Raw genomic sequence first — 22,701 nt, forward strand, 5'->3', positions numbered from 1 at the left:
GGTGCCCTACCTGAAATGTGGCGGTTCGTCGTAGCCGCGGCGGCTGCTGAAGAACAGCAGCACCATCAGCCCGACGCCGACGATGACGGAGAACCCCGCGCCCAGCGCCAGCGCCACATAGCCTTCCGTCGGGATCGGCTCACCTTCGACCGCCATTGCGGAATAGGCGAAGTAGCCGGCCGCCGCCAGCATTCCCAGAAGGAGGATGATGAGGAGTGCACGCATGCCGCGTTCTCCGGTTGCAACCGGAAACCAACGGTTGCGGATGGGCAGGGTTCCAGACGGCCGGCTGGCGATCGGACGGGCCTCGGTGTCGTCCCCCGGACGCAGCGCAGCACGCAGTGATGCGCCGCAGAGCCGGGGCCCATGTGGCAACGCATATTGTCGCCGGTTCCTGGGTCCCGGCTCAGCGCTGCAACGCCTTTGTGCATTGCAGCTTGTCCGGGACACGGACGGTGGTGTGCTCAATCCGGCGGGGTCAGGCGCTCTGGGCGGTCTTCACCACCACGACATTGCTGTCGTCCGACGGAGCCGGGCCGGCATCGCGTACCGTCTTGTCGGCTTCGCCGGCATGACGTTTCAGATAGTCGCGGCGCATGCCGATCTCGTCACGGACGAATTCGTAGCCGAGCTTGAAGGTGTCGAGCCCGTCGGTACTGATCGTGCCGTCCCTGAGGCCGATGACGGCACCGCGCAAGATAGTCTCGAGCTCATCCTGGAGACATTCGAGCTGATCCAGCGAATGGGGGTGCTCGATCCGCTCGCCGATATCCAGGATGGCGGTGGAGAGCTCGCTGGCCTTCTCCGGCGCGATCCGCGTGATCTTGGCGTAGATCGCCGCGAAGATCGAGCCGATGATGCTGAGCGCGGCGACGCCCAGATACATCACGTCACTGTACTTATCCAGGAACGACTTGGTGTCGTCGTTGATGTAGTCGGCGGCGCCCCGATGCGCGATCACGAAGGCGTCCTTCTCCACCGAGGCCGGCTCGATCCTGGTGGCAAAGCCGTTGTCGAGCCCGAGCGCCGACTTATTCTCGTAGACGGTGCGGGCGAGCTCGCCGGCCGTGCTTGGGGATATCCGGGATTGCGCGACCAGCAGCCATTCGAGACCGATCGTGTCGAGATCGTCGTCGGGAATCTGCGGGGATGTCGACACCGAGCCTGCCGTTACGGTCTCGTCGGAAATGCCGGGAAATTTGCGCGCCAGCGTCTTGGCTTCTTCGATGGTGTTCAGTGTGAAGCCGCCGCGTTTGGCGGCTTGCTCATAGGATTTGTCCCGGACTGCCTTCGAGGCGTGGACGATCGCGATCACCGCGCTGAAGCCGTTTGCCGGGGCGAACAGCTTGTCGAGCGTCGCGCCCTGCGGCGCCATCTGGATCTTCGCAGCCTCAGGGCCATCGGGGACGTCGAGGATGCTGCGGACGAAGGCGAGCGAGGATTCGTTCTCGGCGACGACCGCCACCTTCTTCTTCTTCAATTCGGCCAGCGATTTGATCTTCTTGTTGCCGGGACCGAGCAGGAGCACGAGATCGTGCTCGAGGATCGCGAGCGTGCGCGCCCGCAGCGGCACCTTGGCGTCGGTGCGCAGCACGGCGAGGTCGGCCTGCCTGCGGTCGAACTGCGCGAGCGCCTTGGCATTGTCGGCGTTGTTGACGATGTTGATCCGCAAGCGCGACGCGTTGTTCTTCAGGAGGGCGGCGAGCTTGGCCGCGAACAGCGCCTCATCGCTGTTGGGGCCGCCGACGGCAAAGGTCAGCGTCTCCGAATTGTGCACCAGCGTGCGGCCGGCCCAGACAGTGGCGAACGACAGCAGCAGGGTCAGCACGACGTAGAGGAGAACCTGCTGCTGGTTGGTCTTGATCACCTTGGGGCGCCGGGGCGGCGGCATGGTCGGCGATGCGATGGGGCCTTCGGTACTCATGGCAGCACTCTGGCCTTATCGTTTGGCTGGCGGCGGCGCGTGGCTTGGAAGCGCGGCGGGCCCCGGTAATTCGTAAACGCCTGAAAAAAGAACGATATTCCCGATCGCCGATGATAGCGCGAAGGCGGCGGAATGCAAATTTCGAGCCGGAGGTAACCTTACTCGATATGTCCGCGGCGATTGGCACTCCTATCACCGGTTAGCCACACTTGGCGATTTTCCGGTTCCACCCGGCTGCATTCCGCCGCGGGAGATGTCATAAATTGCGCGTCCCGGCGCTTGACCGGTCCAAGAAGAAGTTGCGCTGAACGCTCCAATTCTTCTCGTCACGTCAATGAGGGCGTCAGCTTTGTCGTTTCCACCCATGTCATCGGCGATTCCGGTTGAAGCGCTCATTGGCTGGATGTTGCTGCTCACCTTCAAGCACGTCATCGCCGATTTCGTTCTTCAAACCGCCTGGATGGCGCACGGCAAGGATCAGAAGCATGGCTGGGCCCTGCCGCTCCTGGTGCACTGCCTGGTCCACCTTGCCGTCGCGCTGCCGCTGATCGTGATCGTGGCGCCGCGATTCTGGTTCGTGGCCTTCATCGACTTCCTGATCCACATCACGATCGACCGCGCCAAGGGATACGTCTCCGCCAATTTCGGCGTCGACCTCGCCCATCCCTGGTTCTGGACGCTGATCGGCGTCGACCAGGCGCTGCACCACCTGACCGGCTTCGGCCTCGCGATCTTCATGGCGGCGAACTGAGGGCGGGCTGCCCTTTTGAGCGAGGCAACTTTTCATCGGCACTAGAGGTCGTCATGCCCGGGCTTGTCCCGGGCATCCACGTTCTTCGTGCATCTGGGCTGTCCGTGGATGGCCGGGACAAGCCCGGCCATGACGCAGTGGAGACGCCGGTGCCCCGCTATCCCAGCCGGCGCGGTAGTCCCCGAGTCCCCACTGCGCCCCACCGATTCGCGGCCGACGCGCAACTACCCCGGGTGACTACCGGGCAGCGTGGTTAACCTTTCGTTAGAGAATTGCGCTGCATCTTCCTCACACGAGGGAGAACTGCAATGTTTTCAAGCCGCGACGCCTTTGAAAGCGATTTCTGCCCGGTCCGCGACGAGCTCCTTGGCGAGATGTATCGCGCCAGCGAGAGTGGCCTGCCGAGGCTGGTTGAGAGTGTTTCCCCTGACGTGCGCGCCAGGCTGGCGCTGTTCTGCTACCGCCGTAGCCATTTGCACTCGCTGGCGGTCGCGATCGCAGCGAGCTGCAGCGAGCGCGATCTGATCGAGAATGGCGGCCGCGTCGGCTCGACGCTCTTCGCGCTGTCGCGCGAAGGCACCGCGAAAGCTTCGACGTCGCTGACGGGTGGGCGCAAGCCGATCACGCTGTCGACCAAGCCGCTCTCGGTGCTCGCACCGCTGGATGACGAGCTCGACGACGAGATCGGCGAAGCCGTCCCCGCCTAAGCGGCCTCGATAACGGGCAGGCCGAACTTCCGCCGCGCCATCGCGCATTCGGCGTCACCAGGCATGCAGGTGCGGCACACCTCCGGCCGCACGTCATAGATGCCACAGGCCGTCATCTTTCCGATCTCGCCTTGCAACGCCGCGCAGCGATCGCCCTCGCATCGCATGCCCGATTGCCGGTCGTTGACGAGCGCCTCCGGGATCAGCGCAAGCTCCTCGTCGCTCTCGATCGAGAAGCGCGGCCAGTTCTGCGAATAGCCGCAGCAGGCGCCGCAGCCCTGGCAACAGCTCGACAGCTCGGTCTCGTCCATCGTCCTCACGTGTCCTTCGGCGGACCCCAGACCAGGCTTTGCCGCCATCTCGCGCGCAGAACGTCGCGCCTTTCAGGATATTTCTCGTCGAGATAGGTCGCCTCGACCACGCGGTCGGTGCGGAAGCTGCGGAAGTCGCCGCGCAGCTCGCACCAGGCCGCCAGCAGCCGCACCGCTTCGAGATAGCCGACCGAGATCGGCCAGATCATGCGCTCGCTGGGGCGGCCCTGTTCGTCGCGATAGCGCAGCATGATCTTCTTGCCTTCATGGATTTGGGTGCGCGTGCGCGCCATGTCCAGGCGGTCCGGTTCCCGGTTCCAGCTCGGACGCGCCCGGCTCGCCGGCTCCAGCACGAAGGGGCGCAGGCGCTCCGGGACGGTATCGGCGATCTTGGCCATCAAGTCTTCGGCCGCGCGCGCCAGCGCGGAATCGGCGTGGCCCGCGACCCATTGCGCGCCCAGCACGGCCGCCTCGATCTCGTCCGGCGTCAGCATCAGGGGCGGCAGGTCGAAACCCTTTTCCAGGATGTAACCCATGCCGGCTTCGCCGCGGATCGGCACGCGCTGGCCGATCAGTGTTGCGATGTCGCGGTAGATGGTGCGCTTCGAAGTCTCGAGCTCGGCCGCGATCGCGTCTGCCGTCAGCGGCTTACGCGTGCGCCTCAGCACCTGGATGATTTGAAACAGCCGGTCGGCGCGTCTCATGACAATTCTCTTCTCGAACGATGGATCAGAAATCGGCGCGCGGCTGCTGACAGGATGTTGGCAGCAGGGGGGTTCTATACCGGGACAACACATCGACTGAAGAGGATTTGTCCATGATCATTCCAACCCATTTCGGCCAGGCCGGTCCACTGTGGCGGGCGCAGCTGTGGCACGGCCAAATGTTGCGGGCTTGGGCGTTTGGCCGCCTCGTTCCGCTTGATCTCATGGCCGTTGATCTCCGATTTGCGCTCGCAAGCGTGGTGACACGCTCGCTGAACCATGCCGCGGATGCGCTGGTCCGCCATCTGATGGGCCGCGCCTGGCGCGGGGCCCGCTTCGCAGAAGATATCACGGCTGCTGCCACCATGGTGGCAGCAGCCGGCCGCTAGGTTCCTTCCACTCGTTCGACAGGTTCAGGAGAGCTTGCATGATCACGCTTTACGGTTTTGGCGCCGGCTTCGGCCTGCCGGAAATCAGCCCCTTCGTCACCAAGACCGAGGTGCAGCTCAAGATGGCGGGACTGCCTTACCGGAAAGAGCGGGCGATGCCGCCGGCCTCGCCCAAGGGGCAGCTGCCCTTCATCGACGACGGCGGCGAGGCGGTGGCCGATTCCACCTTCATCCGGGCCCATATCGAGCGCCGCTATGGCTTCGATTTCGATGCCGGCCTCACTTTGGCCGAGCGGGCGCAGGCCTGGGCGTTCGAGCGCATGATCGAGCACCATGTGTATTGGGCGCTGGTGGGCGCGCGCTGGGTCGATCCGGTCAATTTCGCCAAGGGGCCCGCGCATTTCTTCGACGGCGCGCCGGAGCACAATCGCGAGAAGCTGCGCGAGGATGCGCAGTTCCGCGTCGCCGAGAACTACCTGCTCTCCGGACTCGGCCGCCATGCGCCGGATGACGACGTCGATCTTGCCGTGCGTTCGCTGTTCGCGCTCTCGGTGCAGCTCGGCGACAAAGCCTACCTGATGGGCAACAGGCCCTGCGGCGTCGATGCCACTGCGTTCGGCATGCTCGCCGGCGTTCTCTCGCCGTTCTTTGAATCCGCCTTGCGCGAGCGGGCCGAGGGATTTCCGAACCTCACCGCTTATGTCGACCGCATGATGGACGACTATTATCCCGAGTTCGCCTGGACCCCGTTGCGGCAGGCGGCGTAGCCGCGGTGCATCGGCTGACTCGGTGCAACCTCTCTCCCGCTTGCGGGAGAGGGGGCGCACCTGGGCCGGTGCCGCAGCTTGCCCCATTGACCAAACAAAAGAGCCGGCCCATCGGGCCGGCTCTCGTCGTCTCGAATCTTCGCCGCGCCTACTTCACCAGCGTGTACTTGCCGTCCTTCACCGTGAGCAGGATGCGCGAGCGCTCGTCGAGGCCGTAGCGGTCCTTTTCGGTGAAGTTGTAGACGCCCTGGCTCGCCGCCAGCTCCTTCTCCGTCAGCAGCGCCTGGCGGATGGCTTCGCGGAATTCCGGCGTGCCGGGCTTGGCCGTCTTCAACGCCGCTGGAATGACGCGCTTGAGGATCTCGAACGCATCAAAGGAATGGCCGGCGAACTGGCTGCGGCTGTTGGGGCCGTACTTTGCCTCGTAGGCGGAGTTCAGCGCGAGGCCTGGCTTCTTGGTCAGCGCGCTGTCCGGCTGTTCCTCGGGGGCCATGACGGGACCCGAGGCCATCAGCACGCCTTCCGCCGCTTTGCCGGCAATGCGGATGAAGTCCATGCTGGCCGCGCCGTGGGTCTGGTAGATCAGGCCCTTGTAGCCGCGCTCGCGCAGCTCGGTCTGCGGCAGCGCGGCCGCGGTGCCGGACGCCCCGACCAGGACGGCGTCGGGATTGGCGGCGACGAGCTTCAGCACCTGGCCGGTCACCGAAGTGTCGGGACGGGCGAAGCGCTCCTCGTCGACGATCGTCATTCCCATCGGCACGGCCTGCGCCTTGAGGTCGTTGAACCAGAGGTCGCCGTAGGAATCGGAATAGCCGATATAACCGAGCGTCTTCACGCCCTTGGACTTCATGTGGTCGTACAGCACCTTGCCGACGATCGGAATCGGCTGCGGCATCGCCACCGACCACTTCATGCGCTCCGGCGTGATCGGGAAGGGTGCCAGACCGAAGTGCGGGATACCGGCTTCGTTGGCGACATTGGAGACCGCGATGGTCGGCGGCGTCAGCGCCGAGCCCATGATGATGTCGGCCTTGGATTCGGTGACGAAGCGACGGGCGTTGGTGGTGGCGGTGGTGGGATCGCCGCCGTCGTCGAGCACGATCACCTTCAGCGGCACGCCGCCGATCTCCTTCGGCACGAATTCCAGCGCGTTGCGCTCGGGAATGCCGAGTGCCGCACCCGGGCCGGTCGTGGTGGTGGTGATGCCGATGGTGACTTCGCTGGTCTGGGCCAGCGCGGGCAATGCCGGCAGGGCCAGCGCAGCCGCAGTGATGGCAGCGGTCAAATAAAAGCGTTTCATCTATTCCTCCCTTGACGTGTTTATTTGAAAGCAGAAATCGGGGGGTAATTCAGCCCCCTCTTTTGGTGATGCGGCGATTTAGCTTCCCGTGAATTTGGCTACCATTTCCGCCGGGAACGGTGCCGATTTCAACTTGTCTGGGTTAACGGGATCGCGGCCGACCAGGACGCGGGTCTCGAAACCCTCGATGGCGAGCGCCTCGCCCTTGTAGACGTTGTGCTTCACCTCGAAGCTCGAGCGCTTGATGCTCTCGATCTTGGTTTCAATGGTGATCCAGTCGCCATAGGTCGAGGGGATGTAGAACTTGGCCCGCGTATCGACCATGGGAATGCCCACCAGGCCGTATTTGCGGACCAGGTCCTGCTTGGAGAAGCCGGCGGCTTCGAACAGGGTCGAGGTCGAATCGTCGAACATCGCGAAATAGCGCGGGTAGTAGACGATGTTCGCGGGGTCGCAATCGCCCCACTGGATCTGGACCTCGCGCCGGTTCACGAACATGAGCGCTGCCTTACTTGGGCGCCATGCGCAGCGAACCGTCGAGGCGCACCACCTCGCCGTTCAGGTAGGCATTCTCGACCATGTGCAGCGCGAGCGCTGCGAACTCGTCGGCTTGTCCGAGCCGGCGCGGGAAGGGGATCGCGGCGGCGAGCGAGTCCTGGGCCTCCTGCGGCAGGTTCGCCAGCAGCGGCGTCAGGAACAGGCCGGGGGCGATCGTCAGCACGCGGACGCCGAACTGCGCGAGCTCGCGCGCGATCGGCAGCGTCATGCCGACGATGCCGCCCTTGGAGGCCGAATAGGCGGATTGGCCGATCTGGCCGTCATAGGCGGCAACGGAGGCGGTGTTGATGATGACGCCGCGCTCGCCGGTCGTCTGCGGCTCCAGCTTGGACATTTCGGTGGCGGCGAGGCGCAGCATGTTGAAGGTGCCGATCAGGTTGACCTTGATCACCTTGTCGAAATCCGAAAGCGCCATCGGGCCGTCGCGGCCGACCACGCGCTTGGCAACGCCGATGCCGGCGCAATTGACCAGCACGCGCGCCGGGCCGTGGGCCTTGGTCGCCTGCGCGATCGCGGCTTCAGCGGAGGCGGCATCGGAGACGTCGCAGGTGACGGCCACGCCCTTGATCTCTGCCGCGACCGTTTCGGCCAGCTTGGTGTTGAGGTCGCACACAGCGACCTTGGCGCCCTGTGCCGCCAGCGTTCTTGCGGTGGCCGCACCAAGTCCCGATGCGCCGCCGGTGACGATGGCTGCCTGATCCTTCAACAACATGGCGTTCTCCTTTGACCGTTCTTGGGTGCGACCGGATCGGCCGGTCTGCTCCCTCTCCCCGTTCTTACGGGGAGAGGGTTTGGGTGAGGGGCTTGCTTCCGCGAATGCGGTGGCAGTGGGACTCGCGGCGGCTCCCCCTCACCCGAATTTGCGCGTTGCGCAAATTCGACCTCTCCCCGCAAGCGGGGCGAGGTGAAGGAAGCGCCGACTGGTTCACTCCCATTGTCATGTTAGCCGACCGATATCACACGGTTCGACGGATTGGCAGCGTAGAGCTCCTCGATCAGCTCGCCGCGATGCTCCAGCACTGCGCGCTGGTTGATCGAGCCCTTGTCGGTGACTTCGCCCTTGTCGATCGAGAGCGGCGTGTCCATCAGGATCGCGCGCGTGATCCGTGTCGAGGATCCCGTGGCCTGGCCGAGGAAACGGGTCAGGCGCTCGCGGAAAGCCTCGCGCACCAGGCGGTCGCGCGTCGCGACGATGAGATCGTCGGGCGGCAGTGTCGGGTTGATCAGCCGGCAGCCGTCGAGATCGAGCACGACCAGCGCGGAGATCTCGTCGCGGTTGATGCCGGCGATGACGACGTCGCGCACCAGGGGCGCGCAGGCCGCGGTGAGGCGCGCGCGCAGCGGGCCGACGCTGACCCAGGTGCCGCTCGCGAGCTTGAAGTCCTCGCTGACGCGGCCGTCGAAGTCGAAGCCGGCGTTGAAATCATCGGGATCGGCGGGCTTGAGCGCATCGCCCATCTTGTAAAATCCTTCCTCGTCGAAGGATTTTGCCGTGATGTCGGGTTGGCGCCAGTAGCCGGGCATCACGTTCGGCCCCTTGGCGCGCACTTCCAGCTTGCCGTTGTTCGGCACCAGCTTGGCGTCGTTGCCAGAGACCGGCAGGCCGACATGGCCGGAGCGGCTGGTGCGCGGATTGACCGACATGAAGAACGGCGCGGTCTCGGTCGCGCCGAGACCGGTCAGCATCGGCACGCGATAGCCCTTCTCCTTCGCCGCGAGCTCGTCGAGGCTGTCCCAGACGAACGGCGACAGCGCCGCGCCGGAGAAGAACATCGCATGCAGCCGGTCGAAGAACTTGGCTCGCAAGCCCTGGTCGTCGCGCAGATAGGGCAGCAGCGATTCGTAGCCCTTGGGCACGTTGAAATAGACCGTCGGTGAAATTTCCCGGAGATTGCGCACGGTCTCCTCGATGCCCCCAGGCACCGGCTTGCCGGCGTCCAGATACATCGAGCCGCCGTTGTAGAGCGTCAGGCCGATGTTGTGATTGCCGCCGAAGGTGTGATTCCACGGCAGCCAATCGATGATGACTGGCGGCTCGTCCTTCAGGAAAGCGAGCGTCTCGCGCAGCATCACCTGATTGGCGCAGATCATGCGCTGGGTGTTGATGACGGCCTTGGGATTACCGGTCGAGCCCGAGGTCAGCAGGAATTTTGCGATCGTGTCGGGGCCGATCCGGCCGTGGACATCGTCGAGGTCGCCACGGATCGGCGTCGCCATCAGGTCGGCCAGCAGGGTGACGTCGCGGCCCGGCACTTGGCCATAGGACGCGGCGATCTCGGTGCCGAGCGAGACGTTGGCGGCGAGCGCATCGGCGAACTTGTCGGCATCGTCGGCGAAGACGAGGCCCGGCGTCAGCAGCTTCATCAGATAGGACAGCTTGCCGTAATCCTTCGACACCAGCGAATAGGCCGGCGACACCGGGCAGAACGGAACGCCGGCATAGAACGCGCCGAACGCCAGGAGCGCGTGGTCGATCGAATTGCCCGAGAGGATGACGACCGGCCGCTCCGCCGACAGGCCGCGCTGGATCAATGCGGAGGCGATGTGCCGGCTCGCGGTGAGCAGCTCGGCATAGGTGATCTTGCGCCAGCCGCGGCCGCCTTCGCGCTCGGCCATGAAGACGCGGTCCGGCGTCGTCGTGGCCCAATGATGCAGGCGGTCGGTGATGCGGACCGGATATTCGCCGAGCGGCTGCTTTGGCCGCAGGTAAATCGTGCCGTCGTCGCGCCGCTCGATGTTGACGACGGGATCACCGAACGAGATGGGCCGCAGCGGGAAATTGCTCGCGCCGCGCTCGATGCCGGAAGAGGACGGCTGGGCGCTCATGACTTTACGCTCATGATTTGGGCTTCACCTTCGCGGTCTTGTGCTCGAGGAATTCGCGGATCCGCCGCTTGGCCTCCTTGTCGCTCTGCGCGACGGTGGCCATCAGCGACTCCATCAACAGGCCGGTCTGCGGATTGGTTTCTGCGATCATCGGCAGCGCCTGGAGCACGGCGAAATTCGTCAGCGGGGCGTTGGACGCCACCTTGGTCGCAAGCTCCAGTGCTTTGCCGAGCCCGTTGCCGGCCTCCGTCAGATATTGCGCAAAGCCGTAGGACGCGCCCTCGGTCGCGCTGTAGACGCGTCCCGTCAGCATCATGTCCATCATCCGGGCAACGCCGATCAGCCGCGGCAGCCGCACCGAGCCGCCGCCGCCGACGAAAATGCCGCGCTGCCCCTCCGGCAGCGCGAAATAGGTCGAGGGCTCGGCGACGCGTATATGGGCCGCGCAGGCAAGCTCCAGCCCGCCGCCGATCACGGCGCCCCGGAGCGCTGCGATCACGGGCACGCGGCTGTACTGGATGCGGTCGAACACCCGGTGCCACATCTGGGAGTGCAGGAGCCCGCCGGTGGCGTCGTGCTCGGTCAGCTCGGAGAGGTCGAGACCACTGGAGAAATGGTCGCCGATACCGTGGATGACGACCGCGCCGATATCCTCGGGCAGGTTCGCAAAACACTCGCCGATTTCCAGGATGATGCCGTCATTGAGCGCATTGCGCTTGGCCGGCCGGTTCAGACCCACGGTCAGAACCCGGTCCGCCCGCTCGATCCTCAAAAGCCCGGAGGGACCCGCATTCGCGGTCTCGGCGTTTCCTTGTGTCATTTGCGTCCTTGTCAGAATAGTTATGTTGTATAACGAATTTTGGGGGAGTCAAGGTGGGGCAAGGCCAGGCGGCCGTGACCCCACCCTCTCCGTGAGACCCGGGGACGAGCGAGAGAGCGGTGCAGGCCTACTCACGCGCCACAAACTTCGCGAACGCATCGGCGTAATCCGGATGCCAGCGCGACAATGGCGGGCGGTTCTCGACGATATCGCCGGCCGCCCAGAGCATGCGCTTCTCGTCGAGCGCGCGCGGCACGTCATTATCCGGGCAGAGAATGTAGAAGTCGCCGACCTCCAGCCGCGCCAGCATGAAATCGACCGTCTGCTCCGGCGTCCAGGCGCCGGCCGGCTTCTCGGTGCGGCCCTTTGCGGTCAGGCCGGTGAAGACGAAGCCGGGGATCAAGAGGTGCGCCGTGACGCGACAGTCTTTCGTGTTGCGCAACTCGTGCTGGAGCGCCTCGGTGAACGCCTTCACGCCGGCCTTGGAGACGTTGTAGGCGGGATCGCCGGGCGGCGTGGTGATGCCCTGCTTGGAACCGGTGTTGATGATGAGGCCGCGCCTGCCACGGGCGATCATGTTGGGTGCGAAGATGCGCGAGCCGTTGATGATGCCCCACATGTTGACGGCGATGATGCGCTGCCAATTGTCCGGCGCGTCGAACAAGGTGCTGCCGGGCTGAATGCCGGCATTGTTCATGAGGACATCGGTGCCGCCGAACCGCGCGTGGACGGCGCGCTCGAGTTCCGTCACGCTCTCGATCCTGCTAACATCGACGGCCGAGGTCATGACGTTTGCGGCCGATGTTACGGATGACAATCTTGTTGCAGCTTCTGCCAACCGTGTCTCGTCGACATCCGCGATACACACCTTCATTCCAGCGCGCGCAAATGCCGCGGCGGCGGCAAATCCGATGCCGGCTGCGCCACCCGTGATCACGGCAACATTGTCCTTGACGATGGCGGGATGTGACATCGAGCGTCTCCGTGGAAAGCCTTCAGCCGAGCTATAGCATGGCAGCCGTGCGACCCTGCACAAGTCGGCATGGGAGGTCTTCGTTGCGCGCTGCCTTTACGCCTATCAGGCGCGGCTGTATCCTCGACAAAACGATCCCGCCCAGATCGAACCAATCAATCACCTGACAGGGAGTGCAGCCATGGCTGTGTCGCAGGCTATTCCGATCACGCGCCATCCGTTCGCCAACGGGTCCTACAAGCAGATGCTGATCGACGGCAAGTGGGTCGATGCAGCCTCGGGCAAGCGCTTCGAGACCCGCAATCCCGCCACTGGCGAGCTGCTCGCAACCGTCGCCGAAGGCGACAAGGAAGACATCGATCGTGCGGTCGCGGCCGCGCGCCGCTCTTTCGAAGGTCCGTGGAGCAAGGTCAAGCCGTTCGAGCGGCAGAACCTGCTTCTGAAGCTCGCCGATCTCGTCGAGAAGAATTTCGACGAATTGTCGCAGCTCGACACGCTCGACATGGGCGCGCCGCTGAGCCGCACCCGTGCCTACCGCCTGCGCGCCGTCGGCATGCTGCGCTATTACGCCGGCCAGACCACCGCGATTCATGGCGAGACCATCGAGAACTCGCTGCCCGGCGAGATATTCTCCTACACGCTGAAGGAGCCGGTCGGTGTCGTCGGCGCCATCATTCCCTGGAACGGGCCGCTGACCGCGACGATCTGGAAGATCGGCCCGGCGATCGCGACCGGCTGCACCGTGGTGCTCAAGCCGGCCGAAGAAGCGCCGCTGACCTCGCTGCGCATCGCTGAGCTCGCGCTGGAAGCGGGCGTGCCGCCCGGTGTCATCAACGTCGTTCCCGGCTATGGCGAGACCGCGGGCGCGGCGCTCGCCTCGCACCACGACGTCGACAAGGTCGCGTTCACCGGCTCGCATGTCACGGGCCAGTCGATCATCCGTGCCTCCGCCGGCAACCTCAAGCGCGTCTCGCTCGAGCTCGGCGGCAAGTCGCCGGACATCGTGTTCGCCGATGCCGATCTCGACGCCGCCGTGCCGGGTGCCGCGATGGCGGTGTTCGCCAATTCGGGGCAGATCTGCAGCGCCGGCACGCGCCTGTTTGTCGAGCACTCGATCTACGACGAGTTCGTCGGCCGCGTCGCCGAGTTCGGCAAGAAGCTGCAGGTCGGCAACGGCCTCGATCCCAACGTGCAGATCGGCCCGCTCGTCTCCGAGCAGCAGCTCGAGCGCGTCACCGGCTATCTCGACATCGGCCAGAAGGAAGGCGCGAAGGCGCTTGCCGGCGGCGGCCGTGTCACCGAAGGCGCGCTGTCGAAGGGCTTCTTCGTCTCGCCGACGGTGTTCGCGGGTGTCGAGGACAACATGCGCATCGCGCAGGAGGAGATTTTTGGCCCCGTCATTTCCGCGATCGCGTTCAAGGACATGGACGAGCTGGTCAAGCGCGCCAACAACACCACCTTCGGCCTCGGCTCCGGCCTGTGGACGCGCGACGTCAGCAAGGCCCATGCGGTGGCGAAACGCTTGCGTGCCGGCTCGGTGTGGGTCAATTGCTACCAGGCGATGGACCCGGCGGTGCCGTTCGGCGGCTACAAGATGAGCGGCTACGGCCGCGAATCCGGCAAGCAGCACGTCGAGGAATATCTCAACGTGAAGGCCGTCTGGATCAAGACGGCCTAATGTCCCTCCTGCGTTTCGCGGGGAGGAGTTTCCTTCGTGGGGGCGGCGCCTTCTCCAGGTTTCGCCCCCGCTCTATGATCGTCATCTTACCAAGCTCCAGTTGAGGCCAGCATGAAATTCGAAGCGTTGTTTCGGCCGTTGCAGGTCGGTCCCTACAGGCTCGCGCATCGCGTCGCGATGGCGCCGTTGACGCGCATGCGGGCCGAGCGCGACACTTTCGCACCGCGGCCGCTCAACGCCGAGTATTACGGCCAGCGCGCGACGAAGGGCGGCTTGATCATCGCCGAAGCCTCGCCGGTGCTCTCGCACGGCCGCGGCAACCCGGCGACGCCAGGCATCTATTCGGAGGCGCAGGTCGCAGGCTGGCGCGAGGTGACGGATGCCGTGCACGTCAAGGGCGGCATCATCTTCCTCCAGCTCTGGCATGTCGGTCGCGTCTCGCATTCCTCCTTCCATGGCGGTGAGCTGCCGGTTTCGGCCTCGGCAATTCCGATCAAGGCCGAAGGCATGAAAGCGATGACGGCCGACGGCAAGATCGCCGACTACGAGACGCCACGCGCGCTGGAGACCGATGAGGTCAAGGGCATCGTGGAAGCATTCCGGCAGGGTGCCAAGAATGCGCTCGCCGCCGGCTTCGACGGTGTCGAGATCCATGGCGCCAACGGCTATCTGCTCGAGCAATTCCTGCAATCGCGCAGCAACCAGCGCACGGACCAATATGGCGGCGGAATCGAGAACCGTGCGCGCCTTCTGCTCGAGGTCACGCAGGCCGCGATCGACGTCTGGGGCGCCAACCGCGTCGCGGTGCGGCTATCACCCCACGGCATCGCCAATGATTCCGGCGAGCCGGATCCGATGCCGCTCTACACGCACGTGGTGAAGACGCTTGACAAGCTCGGTCTCGCCTATCTGCATCTCATCGAGCCGCGCTCGAGCGGCGCCGGCCGCGCCGAGGTCAATTGGCAGAACGTGCCGTCCGCCATGGTGCTGTTCCGCCCGCTCTACAGCGGCGTCTTGATGACGGCCGGCGGCTTCACCGGCGAGACCGCGAATGCGGCGATCGCGGAAGGCCACGCCGACATCATCGCCTTCGGCCGCATCTTCATCTCCAATCCGGATCTGCCGCGTCGTCTTGAGCACGGCTACCCGATCACGCCGTACAACCGCGCGACCTTCTACAGCGGCGAGGAGAAGGGGTACACGGATTATCCGGTCTATGACGAGCTGACGCCGGCTTAGGCGCTCTCTCTCGGTCATTCCGGGGCGCGACGAAGTCGCGAGCCCGGAATCCATCGGGCCGCATGCCTGGACGTGGGATGGATTCCGGGCTCGATGCTTCGCATCGCCCCGGAAATGACGAGCTTGATTTGTTGCGCGACCGCCACCACAGATTCCGTCATTACGAGCGCAGCAAAGCAATCCAGCATCTCTCCGCTGAGGCACTCTGGATTGCTTCGCTGCGCTCGCAATGACGACGGAGAGACGTCCATGGCCAAAGCCGCAGCCGCCGCAGGGATCGCCACGGGCCGATGCCTCTGCGGCAAGGTCGCCTTCGAGATCGACGTGCCTGCGCGCTGGGCCTGGCACGATCATTCCGCCGGCAGCCGGCGCGCCCATGGCGCGGCTTACGCCACCTATGTCGGAAGCTGGAAGAAGCGCTTCCGCATCACCTCGGGCAAGACCGCGCTGACCCGCTACGAGGACAAGGCGACGAAGACCGCGCGCAGCTTCTGCTCGCATTGCGGCACGCCGATCATGTACGAGCGCCCGCGCGGGCCGCACATGGTCAACATCCCCCGCGCCCTGTTCAACGAGCGCACCGGCCGCCAGCCGCTCTATCACATCGCCATCGAGGAGCTGCAGGAATGGGCCTATACCGGCGAGCCCCTGGTGCCGCTGAAGGGCTTTCCCGGCGTCGTCTGGCAGCGCTCGAAAAAGAAGAAGCGCCCAGGCGGCGAGGATCCGTTCGAGCTGGGGCGGGAGGAGATGTAGCTCAACTCTCGTGCCCCGGACGCAGCGCAGCACCTCTTCGGTGGTGCGCTGCTGAGCCGGGGCCCATGCAGCGGAGAATGGGGTGAGCAACTGGGTCCCGGCTCAGCGCCGCAACGTTGCACGTGGCGACGCGTGCGGGACACGAAACCGCCGAGCGCAACGCAGCCATGACCGCGCTTCCTTGCGCCTCTGCCAACATCTCGGCCATCATGCTTTCGGTCCTTGCGGCAACGGTCCGCTCCTGGAGGAAACATGAAGAACAAGATTACCGGCCGCTCCGCCTTTCTCGCGCTGCTCAAGGACGAGGGCATCACGCATCTGTTCGGCAATCCCGGAACCACCGAGCTGCCGATCATGCATGCGCTGAAGGACCATCCCGATCTCACTTACGTGATGGCGATGCAGGAGAGCCTGGTGGTCGCGATCGCCGACGGCTACAGCCGCGCTTCGGGCAAGCTCGTCGCCTGCAACGTTCACGTCGCGCCCGGCCTTGGCAATGCCATGGGCTCGCTCTACAACGCCCAGTTCACGGGCACGCCGATGATCCTGACCGCAGGCCAGCAGGAGCAGGGCCACGGTCTGATGGAGCCGGTGCTCTATGGTCCGCTGGTGCGCATGGCCGAGCCGCTGGTGAAATGGGCGGTCGAGGTGACACGGCTGGAGGACCTGCCGCGCATCGTGCGCCGTGCCGCCAAGGTGGCGATGACGCCGCCGACCGGGCCAGTGTTCATCTCGCTGCCCGGCGACATCCTCAACAGCGAAGCGGGGATCGATCTCGGTCGCTCCACCCGCATCGATGCGCGCACGAAACCGTCGGACGAGGCGCTGAAGGCCTTTGCCGCACGCCTGCTCAAGGCCGAGCGTCCCGTGATCGTCACCATGGACGAGGTGGTCAAGAGCGATGCGCTGAAGGAGGCCGCTGAACTCGCCGAGCTGCTCGGCGCTGCGGCCTATCAGTCCTCGACGCCGTACGGCTCGCACTTTCTGTCCGAAAGCCCGAGCTTCGTCGGAACGCTCGCGCGCGTACAGAAGGTCGCCCGCGATACGCTCGCGCCATACGATCTCCTGATCGCGCTTGGCGGTGATCCCTTGCGGATGTCGGTCTATAGCGAGGTCGACGCGCTGCCTGAGGGCCTCGGCATCGTGCAGATCGGCCTCGTCGACTGGGAGATCGCCAAGAATTACGGGGCCGAGATCGCACTGAAGGCGGATCTGAAGGAAACGCTGCGCGCGCTGATCCCGGTACTCAAGGAGATGGGCGGGGCAGCCCTCGCGAGCCGCGCTAAGCAGCGTCTCGCCGAACTCGCGCCGAAGAACTGGACCGCGCGCCGCGCGGCGCTGGTCGAGCAGATCGGCAAGAGTGCCGGCCGCACACCGATCGATCCGGACTTCCTCGTGCTGCAAATGGTCGAGGCGATGCCTGACAACGCCATCCTGGTCGATGAAGGTCTCACCTCCAGCCGCCAGATCCCGGCCCTGTATCCGCATCGCGACCGCTACGGCTATCACGGGCTCGCCTCCGGCGGCATCGGCTGGGGCCTGCCGGCCTCGGTCGGCGCCAGCATTGCCAATCCCGATCGCCCCGTCGTGTGCTTCTCCGGCGATGGCAGCGCGATGTACTCGATCCAGTCGCTCTGGACCGCGGCGCATCACAAGCTGCCGCTCAACGTCGTCATCGCCAACAACGGCGGCTATCGCATCATCAAGCAGCGCCTGCTCGCCTTCCACGGCGACGACAATTACGTCGGCATGGACTTCGTCGATCCGCCCGTGGATTTCGCCGGCGTCGCGAAGGCGCTGGGCTGCGAGGCGATCAAGGTCAGCGATGTCAGCGAACTCAAGGCAACGCTGGCGTCGGCGTTTGGCCGGCCGGGGACGAAGCTGATCGAGGTGATGGTGGACGGGAAGGTGTAGCCCCGCTGTCGTCCCCGCGAAGGCGGGGACCCATACCGCGTGATCTATCGACTGCGGCTGGTAGGCGTACCGAACTCCCGAGTCTTCGCCAAACCACTCCCTGTGGTTATGGGTCCCCGCCTTCGCGGGGACGACAGCCTGCCTGTGGCGCGATTTTCCGCCTACCCCTTCTTCCCTACGCGGTACCCCGCCGCTGGGTGTGACGCACCTAACCGTGCGCGGCCCCCACCGAACAGCTTCTCCCGCAACGTGCCCTTGGCGTACTCGCGCTTGTACCGCCCGCGCCGTGTCAGCTCCGGCACCAACATCTCGGCGATATCCTCGAAATCGCCGGGCGAGATCGCGAAGGCGACGTTGAGCCCGTCGACGTCGGTCTTCTCGAACCAATCCTCGATCTTGTCGGCGACGCTTTCCGGCGTGCCGACCACGACCGGACCGGCGCCGCCGATGCCAACATGCTCGATGACGTCGCGCACGGTCCAGATGCGGTCGGGGTCGGCGCGGGTGACGTTGTCCATGGCGCTGCGGCCGGCATCGTTCTGGACGTGGCGCACCTGCTGGTCGAGGTCGTAGCCGGAGAAGTCGACACCGGTCCATCCCGACATCAGCGCCAGCGCGCCTTCGGGGCTGATGTGGCGGCGGTAGTCGGCGTATTTTTCCTTCGCCTCGGCCTCCGTCCGGCCGAGGATGATCGTCATCATCGAGAACATCAGGATTTCGGCGGGGTTGCGGCCGAGCGCCGCAGCCTCCTGCCGGATCGCGGCGACGCGCGGCGCGATCACCTTGGCCGACGGTCCCGACATGAACACGCACTCGGCGTGCCTGGCCGCGAATTGCCGGCCGCGCGGCGAGGTGCCGGCCTGGTACAGCACCGGCGTGCGCTGCGGCGAGGGCTCGCTGAGGTGAATGGTGTTGTTGATGCGGTAGTTCGCGCCCTCATGATTGACGCGATGAACTTTTGCCGGGTCGGTGAAGATGCCGCGCTTGCGGTCGCGCAGCACGGCATCGTCCTCCCAGCTTCCTTCCCAGAGCTTGTAGACGACCTCCATATATTCGTCGGCGATGTCGTAGCGGTCGTCATGCCCGGTCTGCTTGTCCCTGCCCGCACCGCGCGCGGCGCTGTCGAGATAGCCCGTGACGACGTTCCAGCCGATCCGCCCCTCGGTGAGGTGATCGAGCGTCGACATCCGCCGTGCGAACGGATAGGGCGGCTCGAAGGACAGATTGCTGGTGACGCCGAAGCCGAGATTTTGCGTCACCGCCGCCATCGCCGATAGTAGCAGCAGCGGCTCGTTCGACGGCGTCTGCGCTGCATTGCGCAAGGCTGCGTCAGGGCTGTTGCCATAGACGTCGTAGACGCCAAGTACGTCGGCCAGGAACAGCCCGTCGAAACGGCCGCGCTCCAGCGTCTTGGCGAGATCGATCCAGTAGGGCAGGCGGTTATACTCGGCGGTGCGGTCGCGCGGATGGGTCCACAGGCCCGGTGATTGGTGTGCGACGCAATTCATCGCAAAGGCGTTGAGCCTGATCTCTTTGGCCATGCTGGTCCCTCGGCGCTCTGTACTGAGCGCTCTTCGAATGATAGACGTGCGCCCCAACTTGGCGAAGTTCTTGCATATAATTGGCCCTTGGCAAGGGCCAAGAATAGAAGGCTTGCGCTTGGCAAGGCCAAAGTCAGCGTCGCAGCTGCGCTTGGCAAGCCAGTCTCAAGGAAGCAAGAACGAAAATCCCAAGAGAACCACGAGAAGAAAACTACAAGAACTATCCAGTCCCCGCCACTTTCGAAGGCCAACTCGCCTCAGGTAAGGTCCTTCGTCTCACATCTCGAAAAGCAAGTATGACCAGAGCCGACGCCATCGCCCGCGCCCGTGAGGATTTCAAGTCCGGCGCGTTCCTCGCCGAACTCGACCGCCGCGTCGCCTACAAGACCGAGAGTCAGAATCCGCAGCGCGGCCCCGAGCTGCGTGCTTATCTGGAGCAGGAGATGCAGCCGGCTTTCGCCGCGCTCGATTTTTCCAGCCGCATCGTCGAATCCCCGAGCGGCAAGGCGCCGTTCCTGTTCGCCGAGCATCACGAGAGCGCGTCTGCGCCGACCGTGCTGGTCTACGGCCATGGCGACGTCGTCGACGGCATGGAAGGCGAGTGGCGTGATGGCCGGGATCCCTGGCGCACCAATGCTTCCGGCACGCGCCTCTATGGCCGCGGCACCGCCGACAACAAGGGCCAGCACAGCATCAACATGGCCGCGCTGCGTGCAGTGCGCGAGGCGCGCGGCGGTAAGCTCGGCTTCAATGCCAAGTTCATCATCGAGATGGGCGAGGAGATCGGCTCGCCCGATCTCGGCAAGGTCTGCGACCTCCATCGCGACGCGCTCAAGGCCGACCTGTTCATGGCCTCCGACGGGCCGCGCCTCTCGGCCGATCGGCCGACGCTCTTTCTCGGCTGCCGGGGCGGCATCCGCATCCATCTCGACGTGAACTTGCGCGACGGCGGTCACCATTCCGGCAATTGGGGCGGCGTGCTCGCCAACCCTGCGACCATCCTGGTCAACGCGATCTCCACCCTGGTCGACGGCCGCGGCCGTCTCCAGCTCGATGCCTTGAAGCCGCCGCGGCTGACCAACCAGATCCGCGCCTATCTCGCCGACGTCGAGGTGGTGCCGACCGCGGACGAGCCGGCGCTGGCCGAAAATTGGGGCGAGGAGGGTCTTTCGGCCGCCGAACGGCTTTACGCCTGGAACACGCTGGAAGTGCTGGCGATGTCCTCAGGCAATATCGAGAAGCCGACCAACGCGATTCCAGGCCATGCCAATGCGGTGCTGCAACTGCGTTTCGTGGTCGGGACGAAGGTTGACGGGCTGATCGACGCGGTCCGCGCGCATCTGGTCGGACGCGGTTTTCCGATGGTCGAGGTGCGCGCGGCGCAGAGTTTTGCTGCATCGCGCACCGATTTCGACAGCCCGTGGATCAAATGGGCGGCGGATTCGGTGCAGGAGACCACCGGCAAGGCGCCGGCCGTGCTGCCGAATTTCGGCGGTTCGCTGCCCAACGACGTGTTTTCCGAGATCCTGGGACTGCCGACGATCTGGGTGCCGCATTCCTATCCCGGCTGCTCCCAGCATGCGCCCAATGAGCACATCCTGCTGCCATTGACCGAAGAGGCCTTGACGGTGATGGCCGGGCTGTTCTGGGATCTCGGCGAGCTGCCAAAGCCACTGACAGGCCCGTTAACCTGAGCCGATGATCCAGCCGAAAGTTACATTCTAATCCGGCCCGATTTGTGCTTGCATCCGGGCCGCATCATCCGAAAGGGGAAGAAAAACGTGAAACATTTCCGTCACATCGGGCTCGCGCTCGCCGCGACCTTCGTCGTCAGCCAAGCCGGGGCCCAGGAGCTGACCGGCACGCTGAAGAACATCAAGGACACCGGCGCGATCACGCTCGGCTTCCGCGATTCCTCGATCCCGTTCTCTTATCTCGACGACAACCAGAAGCCCGTCGGCTTCGCGATGGACATCTGCTACAAGATCGTCGATGCCGTGAAGAAGGAGCTCAAGCTCGACAAGCTCGAGGTCAAGCTCAACCCGGTGACCTCGGCGACGCGTATCCCGCTGATGGCCAACGGCACCATCGACCTCGAATGCGGCTCGACCACCAACAATGCCGAGCGCCAGAAGCAGGTCGCCTTCACCAACACCCACTACCTGACCGCCAGCCGCTACGTCTTCAAGAAATCGAGCGGCCTGAAGTCGATCGATGACCTCAAGGGCAAGACCGTGGTCTCGACCGCCGGCACCACCAACATCAAGCAGCTCACCGAAGCCAATGTCGCCAAGGGCCTCGGCGCCAACATCATTCCGGCCAAGGATCACGCCGAAGCCTTCCTGATGGTCGAGACCGACCGCGCGGTCGCCTTCGTCATGGACGACATCCTGCTGGCAAGCCTCGTCGCCGGTTCGAAGAACCCGGACGACTACGTTATCTCCAAGGACGCGTTCTCCAAGCCCGAGCCCTACGGCATCATGCTGCGCAAGGACGATCCCGCCTTCAAGAAGGTGGTTGATGCGGCGACCGCCGCGCTCTACACCTCCGGCGAGGCCGAGAAGATCTACAACAAGTGGTTCACCCAGAAGATCCCGCCGAAGGGCCTGAACCTCAACACGCCGATCTCTGCCGAGCTGAAGAACGAGTTCGCCAAGCCGACGGACTCGCCGAACCCGGACGACTACAAGTAAGATAGAACCTCGATTTTTCGATCGGGATCATGTCCGGCCACTCTTGACACCAGGGTGGCCGGACATTTGCATAGGCGCTCAAGACGTCCAATGACGGGCGCGTTCGCGCGGGGGACACGTGAACTACAACTGGAACTGGGGAATCTTCTTCCAGCCGAACCCGATGGGGACCGGCACCTACCTCGACATGCTGCTGTCGGGGCTGGCGCTGACCCTCAAGACCGCGGCGCTGGCCTGGGTGATCGCGCTGATCACAGGCTCGATCGTCGGCGTCATGCGCACGCTGCCGTCGAAGGGCGCCAATTGGTTCGGCTTCGCCTACGTCGAATTCTTCCGCAACATGCCGCTTCTGGTGCAGCTCTTCCTGTGGTTTTTCGTGCTGCCGGAAATTCTGCCGAGGGCGGCCGGGCTGTGGCTGAAGCAATTGCCGAACGCGCCGTTCTGGACGGCGGCGATCGGGGTCGGCTTCTTCATGTCGGCACGCGTCGCCGTGCAGCTGCAGGCCGGCATCTCCTCGCTGCCGCGCGGGCAGAAGATGGCGGCGACCGCGCTCGGCCTGACCACCGTGCAGGGCTATCGCTACGTGCTGCTGCCGATGGCCTTCCGCATCATCCTGCCGCCGCTGACGTCTGAATTCCTCAACACCATCAAGAACACCGCGGTCGCGATCACCATCGGCCTGCTGGAGCTGACCGGACAGGCGCGCTCGATGCAGGAATTCTCGTTCCAGGTGTTCGAGGCCTTCACCGCCGCGACCATCCTCTATCTCCTCGTCAACGCCGTCGTCGTGACCGCGATGCGCTTCCTCGAGCGCTGGGTCGCGATCCCCGGCTACATCACGGGGAAATAAGCG

General features: G+C 64.8%; 23 protein-coding genes. 12 read left to right on the forward strand and 11 right to left on the reverse strand.

Annotation, left to right across the window (positions count from 1 at the left end):
- Positions 1-6: 6 nt before the first annotated feature.
- Positions 7-225, reverse strand: coding sequence for a hypothetical protein (locus tag ACVWYQ_RS26915; RefSeq protein WP_018321417.1), 219 nt, complete (start codon positions 223-225; stop codon positions 7-9).
- Between the two features lie 253 nt (positions 226-478).
- A complete protein-coding gene (locus tag ACVWYQ_RS26920) occupies positions 479-1,924 on the reverse strand; it encodes a TAXI family TRAP transporter solute-binding subunit (protein WP_456726551.1) in 1,446 nt (481 codons plus the stop codon).
- A 403-nt stretch (positions 1,925-2,327) separates the two neighbouring features.
- On the opposite strand from ACVWYQ_RS26920, the gene ACVWYQ_RS26925 reads away from it, so the two are divergent.
- Both ACVWYQ_RS26925 and ACVWYQ_RS26930 read left to right on the forward strand, forming a co-directional pair.
- On the forward strand, positions 2,328-2,675 hold the full coding sequence (locus tag ACVWYQ_RS26925) for a DUF3307 domain-containing protein (RefSeq protein WP_050991738.1): 348 nt from the start codon (positions 2,328-2,330) through the stop codon (positions 2,673-2,675).
- 308 nt (positions 2,676-2,983) lie between these two features.
- The gene (locus ACVWYQ_RS26930) at positions 2,984-3,382 is read left to right on the forward strand and encodes a hypothetical protein (protein ID WP_035997226.1); all 399 of its coding nucleotides are present in this window, start codon (positions 2,984-2,986) and stop codon (positions 3,380-3,382) included.
- Here the strand turns inward: ACVWYQ_RS26930 and ACVWYQ_RS26935 are convergent.
- A complete protein-coding gene (locus ACVWYQ_RS26935; protein ID WP_198399697.1) occupies positions 3,379-3,693 on the reverse strand; it encodes a YkgJ family cysteine cluster protein in 315 nt (104 codons plus the stop codon). The two genes, ACVWYQ_RS26930 and ACVWYQ_RS26935, sit on opposite strands and share 4 nt — an antisense overlap.
- A 5-nt stretch (positions 3,694-3,698) precedes the next feature.
- Entirely contained in the window at positions 3,699-4,397 is a 699-nt protein-coding gene (locus ACVWYQ_RS26940) for a helix-turn-helix transcriptional regulator (RefSeq protein WP_025033709.1), read from the reverse strand.
- 113 nt (positions 4,398-4,510) lie between these two features.
- Here ACVWYQ_RS26940 and ACVWYQ_RS26945 point away from each other — a divergent pair, with 113 nt between their 5' ends.
- Positions 4,511-4,786 (forward strand): hypothetical protein, encoded by a 276-nt coding sequence (locus ACVWYQ_RS26945; RefSeq protein WP_035997233.1) that lies wholly within the window; start codon positions 4,511-4,513, stop codon positions 4,784-4,786.
- Positions 4,787-4,824: 38 nt separating this feature from the next.
- The gene (locus ACVWYQ_RS26950; protein ID WP_035997236.1) at positions 4,825-5,553 is read left to right on the forward strand and encodes a glutathione S-transferase family protein; all 729 of its coding nucleotides are present in this window, start codon (positions 4,825-4,827) and stop codon (positions 5,551-5,553) included.
- Positions 5,554-5,701: 148 nt separating this feature from the next.
- On the opposite strand, the gene ACVWYQ_RS26955 is transcribed toward ACVWYQ_RS26950, so the two are convergent.
- The 6 genes from ACVWYQ_RS26955 to ACVWYQ_RS26980 form a co-directional block, all read right to left on the reverse strand.
- Complete coding sequence (locus ACVWYQ_RS26955) at positions 5,702-6,853, reverse strand: ABC transporter substrate-binding protein (RefSeq protein ID WP_404545636.1); 1,152 nt, start codon at positions 6,851-6,853, stop codon at positions 5,702-5,704.
- 78 nt (positions 6,854-6,931) lie between these two features.
- Positions 6,932-7,351, reverse strand: a complete 420-nt coding sequence (locus ACVWYQ_RS26960; protein ID WP_157283120.1) for an acyl-CoA thioesterase — start codon at positions 7,349-7,351, stop codon at positions 6,932-6,934.
- 10 nt (positions 7,352-7,361) lie between these two features.
- Positions 7,362-8,123, reverse strand: coding sequence for an SDR family NAD(P)-dependent oxidoreductase (locus tag ACVWYQ_RS26965; RefSeq protein WP_404545638.1), 762 nt, complete (start codon positions 8,121-8,123; stop codon positions 7,362-7,364).
- A gap of 230 nt (positions 8,124-8,353) precedes the next feature.
- A complete protein-coding gene (locus ACVWYQ_RS26970; RefSeq protein ID WP_271545938.1) occupies positions 8,354-10,237 on the reverse strand; it encodes a feruloyl-CoA synthase in 1,884 nt (627 codons plus the stop codon).
- Positions 10,238-10,247: 10 nt separating this feature from the next.
- The gene (locus ACVWYQ_RS26975; protein ID WP_404545640.1) at positions 10,248-11,057 is read right to left on the reverse strand and encodes a crotonase/enoyl-CoA hydratase family protein; all 810 of its coding nucleotides are present in this window, start codon (positions 11,055-11,057) and stop codon (positions 10,248-10,250) included.
- 127 nt (positions 11,058-11,184) lie between these two features.
- Positions 11,185-12,030 carry an SDR family NAD(P)-dependent oxidoreductase gene (locus ACVWYQ_RS26980; RefSeq protein WP_404545642.1) on the reverse strand — a complete coding sequence of 282 codons (846 nt, stop codon included), beginning with the start codon at positions 12,028-12,030 and terminating at the stop codon, positions 11,185-11,187.
- A 181-nt stretch (positions 12,031-12,211) separates the two neighbouring features.
- On the opposite strand from ACVWYQ_RS26980, the gene ACVWYQ_RS26985 reads away from it, so the two are divergent.
- The 5 genes from ACVWYQ_RS26985 to ACVWYQ_RS27005 all read left to right on the forward strand — a co-directional run bounded on the left by ACVWYQ_RS26985 (position 12,212) and on the right by ACVWYQ_RS27005 (position 17,614).
- Positions 12,212-13,708 (forward strand): aldehyde dehydrogenase family protein, encoded by a 1,497-nt coding sequence (locus ACVWYQ_RS26985; protein WP_404545644.1) that lies wholly within the window; start codon positions 12,212-12,214, stop codon positions 13,706-13,708.
- A gap of 111 nt (positions 13,709-13,819) precedes the next feature.
- The gene (locus ACVWYQ_RS26990) at positions 13,820-14,947 is read left to right on the forward strand and encodes an alkene reductase (RefSeq protein WP_456726552.1); all 1,128 of its coding nucleotides are present in this window, start codon (positions 13,820-13,822) and stop codon (positions 14,945-14,947) included.
- Positions 14,948-15,024: 77 nt separating this feature from the next.
- The gene (locus ACVWYQ_RS26995; protein ID WP_404545648.1) at positions 15,025-15,180 is read left to right on the forward strand and encodes a hypothetical protein; all 156 of its coding nucleotides are present in this window, start codon (positions 15,025-15,027) and stop codon (positions 15,178-15,180) included.
- Positions 15,181-15,196: 16 nt separating this feature from the next.
- Positions 15,197-15,700 carry a GFA family protein gene (locus tag ACVWYQ_RS27000; RefSeq protein ID WP_404545650.1) on the forward strand — a complete coding sequence of 168 codons (504 nt, stop codon included), beginning with the start codon at positions 15,197-15,199 and terminating at the stop codon, positions 15,698-15,700.
- A 252-nt stretch (positions 15,701-15,952) separates the two neighbouring features.
- Complete coding sequence (locus ACVWYQ_RS27005; protein WP_404545652.1) at positions 15,953-17,614, forward strand: thiamine pyrophosphate-binding protein; 1,662 nt, start codon at positions 15,953-15,955, stop codon at positions 17,612-17,614.
- A 161-nt stretch (positions 17,615-17,775) separates the two neighbouring features.
- Here ACVWYQ_RS27005 and ACVWYQ_RS27010 read toward each other — a convergent pair whose 3' ends face one another.
- Positions 17,776-19,155, reverse strand: a complete 1,380-nt coding sequence (locus ACVWYQ_RS27010; RefSeq protein WP_456726553.1) for an LLM class flavin-dependent oxidoreductase — start codon at positions 19,153-19,155, stop codon at positions 17,776-17,778.
- A gap of 296 nt (positions 19,156-19,451) precedes the next feature.
- Between ACVWYQ_RS27010 and ACVWYQ_RS27015 the strand changes: the two genes are divergently transcribed.
- From ACVWYQ_RS27015 to ACVWYQ_RS27025, 3 genes are all read left to right on the forward strand, one after another.
- Positions 19,452-20,849: a M20 family metallopeptidase gene (locus ACVWYQ_RS27015; protein WP_456726554.1), complete on the forward strand. Its 1,398-nt coding sequence runs from the start codon at positions 19,452-19,454 to the stop codon at positions 20,847-20,849.
- Positions 20,850-20,936: 87 nt separating this feature from the next.
- Positions 20,937-21,848 carry an amino acid ABC transporter substrate-binding protein gene (locus ACVWYQ_RS27020; protein ID WP_271545923.1) on the forward strand — a complete coding sequence of 304 codons (912 nt, stop codon included), beginning with the start codon at positions 20,937-20,939 and terminating at the stop codon, positions 21,846-21,848.
- A 118-nt stretch (positions 21,849-21,966) separates the two neighbouring features.
- The gene (locus tag ACVWYQ_RS27025; protein WP_035997279.1) at positions 21,967-22,698 is read left to right on the forward strand and encodes an amino acid ABC transporter permease; all 732 of its coding nucleotides are present in this window, start codon (positions 21,967-21,969) and stop codon (positions 22,696-22,698) included.
- The last annotated feature ends 3 nt before the right edge of the window (positions 22,699-22,701 follow it).

The organism is Bradyrhizobium sp. USDA 3397, from assembly GCF_054060965.1.

Coding starts and splice junctions, on each gene's coding strand:
- ACVWYQ_RS26915 (WP_018321417.1), bottom strand. CDS start 225: ATGCGTGCACTCCTCATCATCCTCCTTCTGGGAATGCTGGCGGCGGCC.
- ACVWYQ_RS26920 (WP_456726551.1), bottom strand. CDS start 1,924: ATGAGTACCGAAGGCCCCATCGCATCGCCGACCATGCCGCCGCCCCGG.
- ACVWYQ_RS26925 (WP_050991738.1), top strand. CDS start 2,328: ATGTTGCTGCTCACCTTCAAGCACGTCATCGCCGATTTCGTTCTTCAA.
- ACVWYQ_RS26930 (WP_035997226.1), top strand. CDS start 2,984: ATGTTTTCAAGCCGCGACGCCTTTGAAAGCGATTTCTGCCCGGTCCGC.
- ACVWYQ_RS26935 (WP_198399697.1), bottom strand. CDS start 3,693: ATGGACGAGACCGAGCTGTCGAGCTGTTGCCAGGGCTGCGGCGCCTGC.
- ACVWYQ_RS26940 (WP_025033709.1), bottom strand. CDS start 4,397: ATGAGACGCGCCGACCGGCTGTTTCAAATCATCCAGGTGCTGAGGCGC.
- ACVWYQ_RS26945 (WP_035997233.1), top strand. CDS start 4,511: ATGATCATTCCAACCCATTTCGGCCAGGCCGGTCCACTGTGGCGGGCG.
- ACVWYQ_RS26950 (WP_035997236.1), top strand. CDS start 4,825: ATGATCACGCTTTACGGTTTTGGCGCCGGCTTCGGCCTGCCGGAAATC.
- ACVWYQ_RS26955 (WP_404545636.1), bottom strand. CDS start 6,853: ATGAAACGCTTTTATTTGACCGCTGCCATCACTGCGGCTGCGCTGGCC.
- ACVWYQ_RS26960 (WP_157283120.1), bottom strand. CDS start 7,351: ATGTTCGTGAACCGGCGCGAGGTCCAGATCCAGTGGGGCGATTGCGAC.
- ACVWYQ_RS26965 (WP_404545638.1), bottom strand. CDS start 8,123: ATGTTGTTGAAGGATCAGGCAGCCATCGTCACCGGCGGCGCATCGGGA.
- ACVWYQ_RS26970 (WP_271545938.1), bottom strand. CDS start 10,237: ATGAGCGCCCAGCCGTCCTCTTCCGGCATCGAGCGCGGCGCGAGCAAT.
- ACVWYQ_RS26975 (WP_404545640.1), bottom strand. CDS start 11,057: ATGACACAAGGAAACGCCGAGACCGCGAATGCGGGTCCCTCCGGGCTT.
- ACVWYQ_RS26980 (WP_404545642.1), bottom strand. CDS start 12,030: ATGTCACATCCCGCCATCGTCAAGGACAATGTTGCCGTGATCACGGGT.
- ACVWYQ_RS26985 (WP_404545644.1), top strand. CDS start 12,212: ATGGCTGTGTCGCAGGCTATTCCGATCACGCGCCATCCGTTCGCCAAC.
- ACVWYQ_RS26990 (WP_456726552.1), top strand. CDS start 13,820: ATGAAATTCGAAGCGTTGTTTCGGCCGTTGCAGGTCGGTCCCTACAGG.
- ACVWYQ_RS26995 (WP_404545648.1), top strand. CDS start 15,025: ATGGATTCCGGGCTCGATGCTTCGCATCGCCCCGGAAATGACGAGCTT.
- ACVWYQ_RS27000 (WP_404545650.1), top strand. CDS start 15,197: ATGGCCAAAGCCGCAGCCGCCGCAGGGATCGCCACGGGCCGATGCCTC.
- ACVWYQ_RS27005 (WP_404545652.1), top strand. CDS start 15,953: ATGAAGAACAAGATTACCGGCCGCTCCGCCTTTCTCGCGCTGCTCAAG.
- ACVWYQ_RS27010 (WP_456726553.1), bottom strand. CDS start 19,155: ATGGCCAAAGAGATCAGGCTCAACGCCTTTGCGATGAATTGCGTCGCA.
- ACVWYQ_RS27015 (WP_456726554.1), top strand. CDS start 19,452: ATGACCAGAGCCGACGCCATCGCCCGCGCCCGTGAGGATTTCAAGTCC.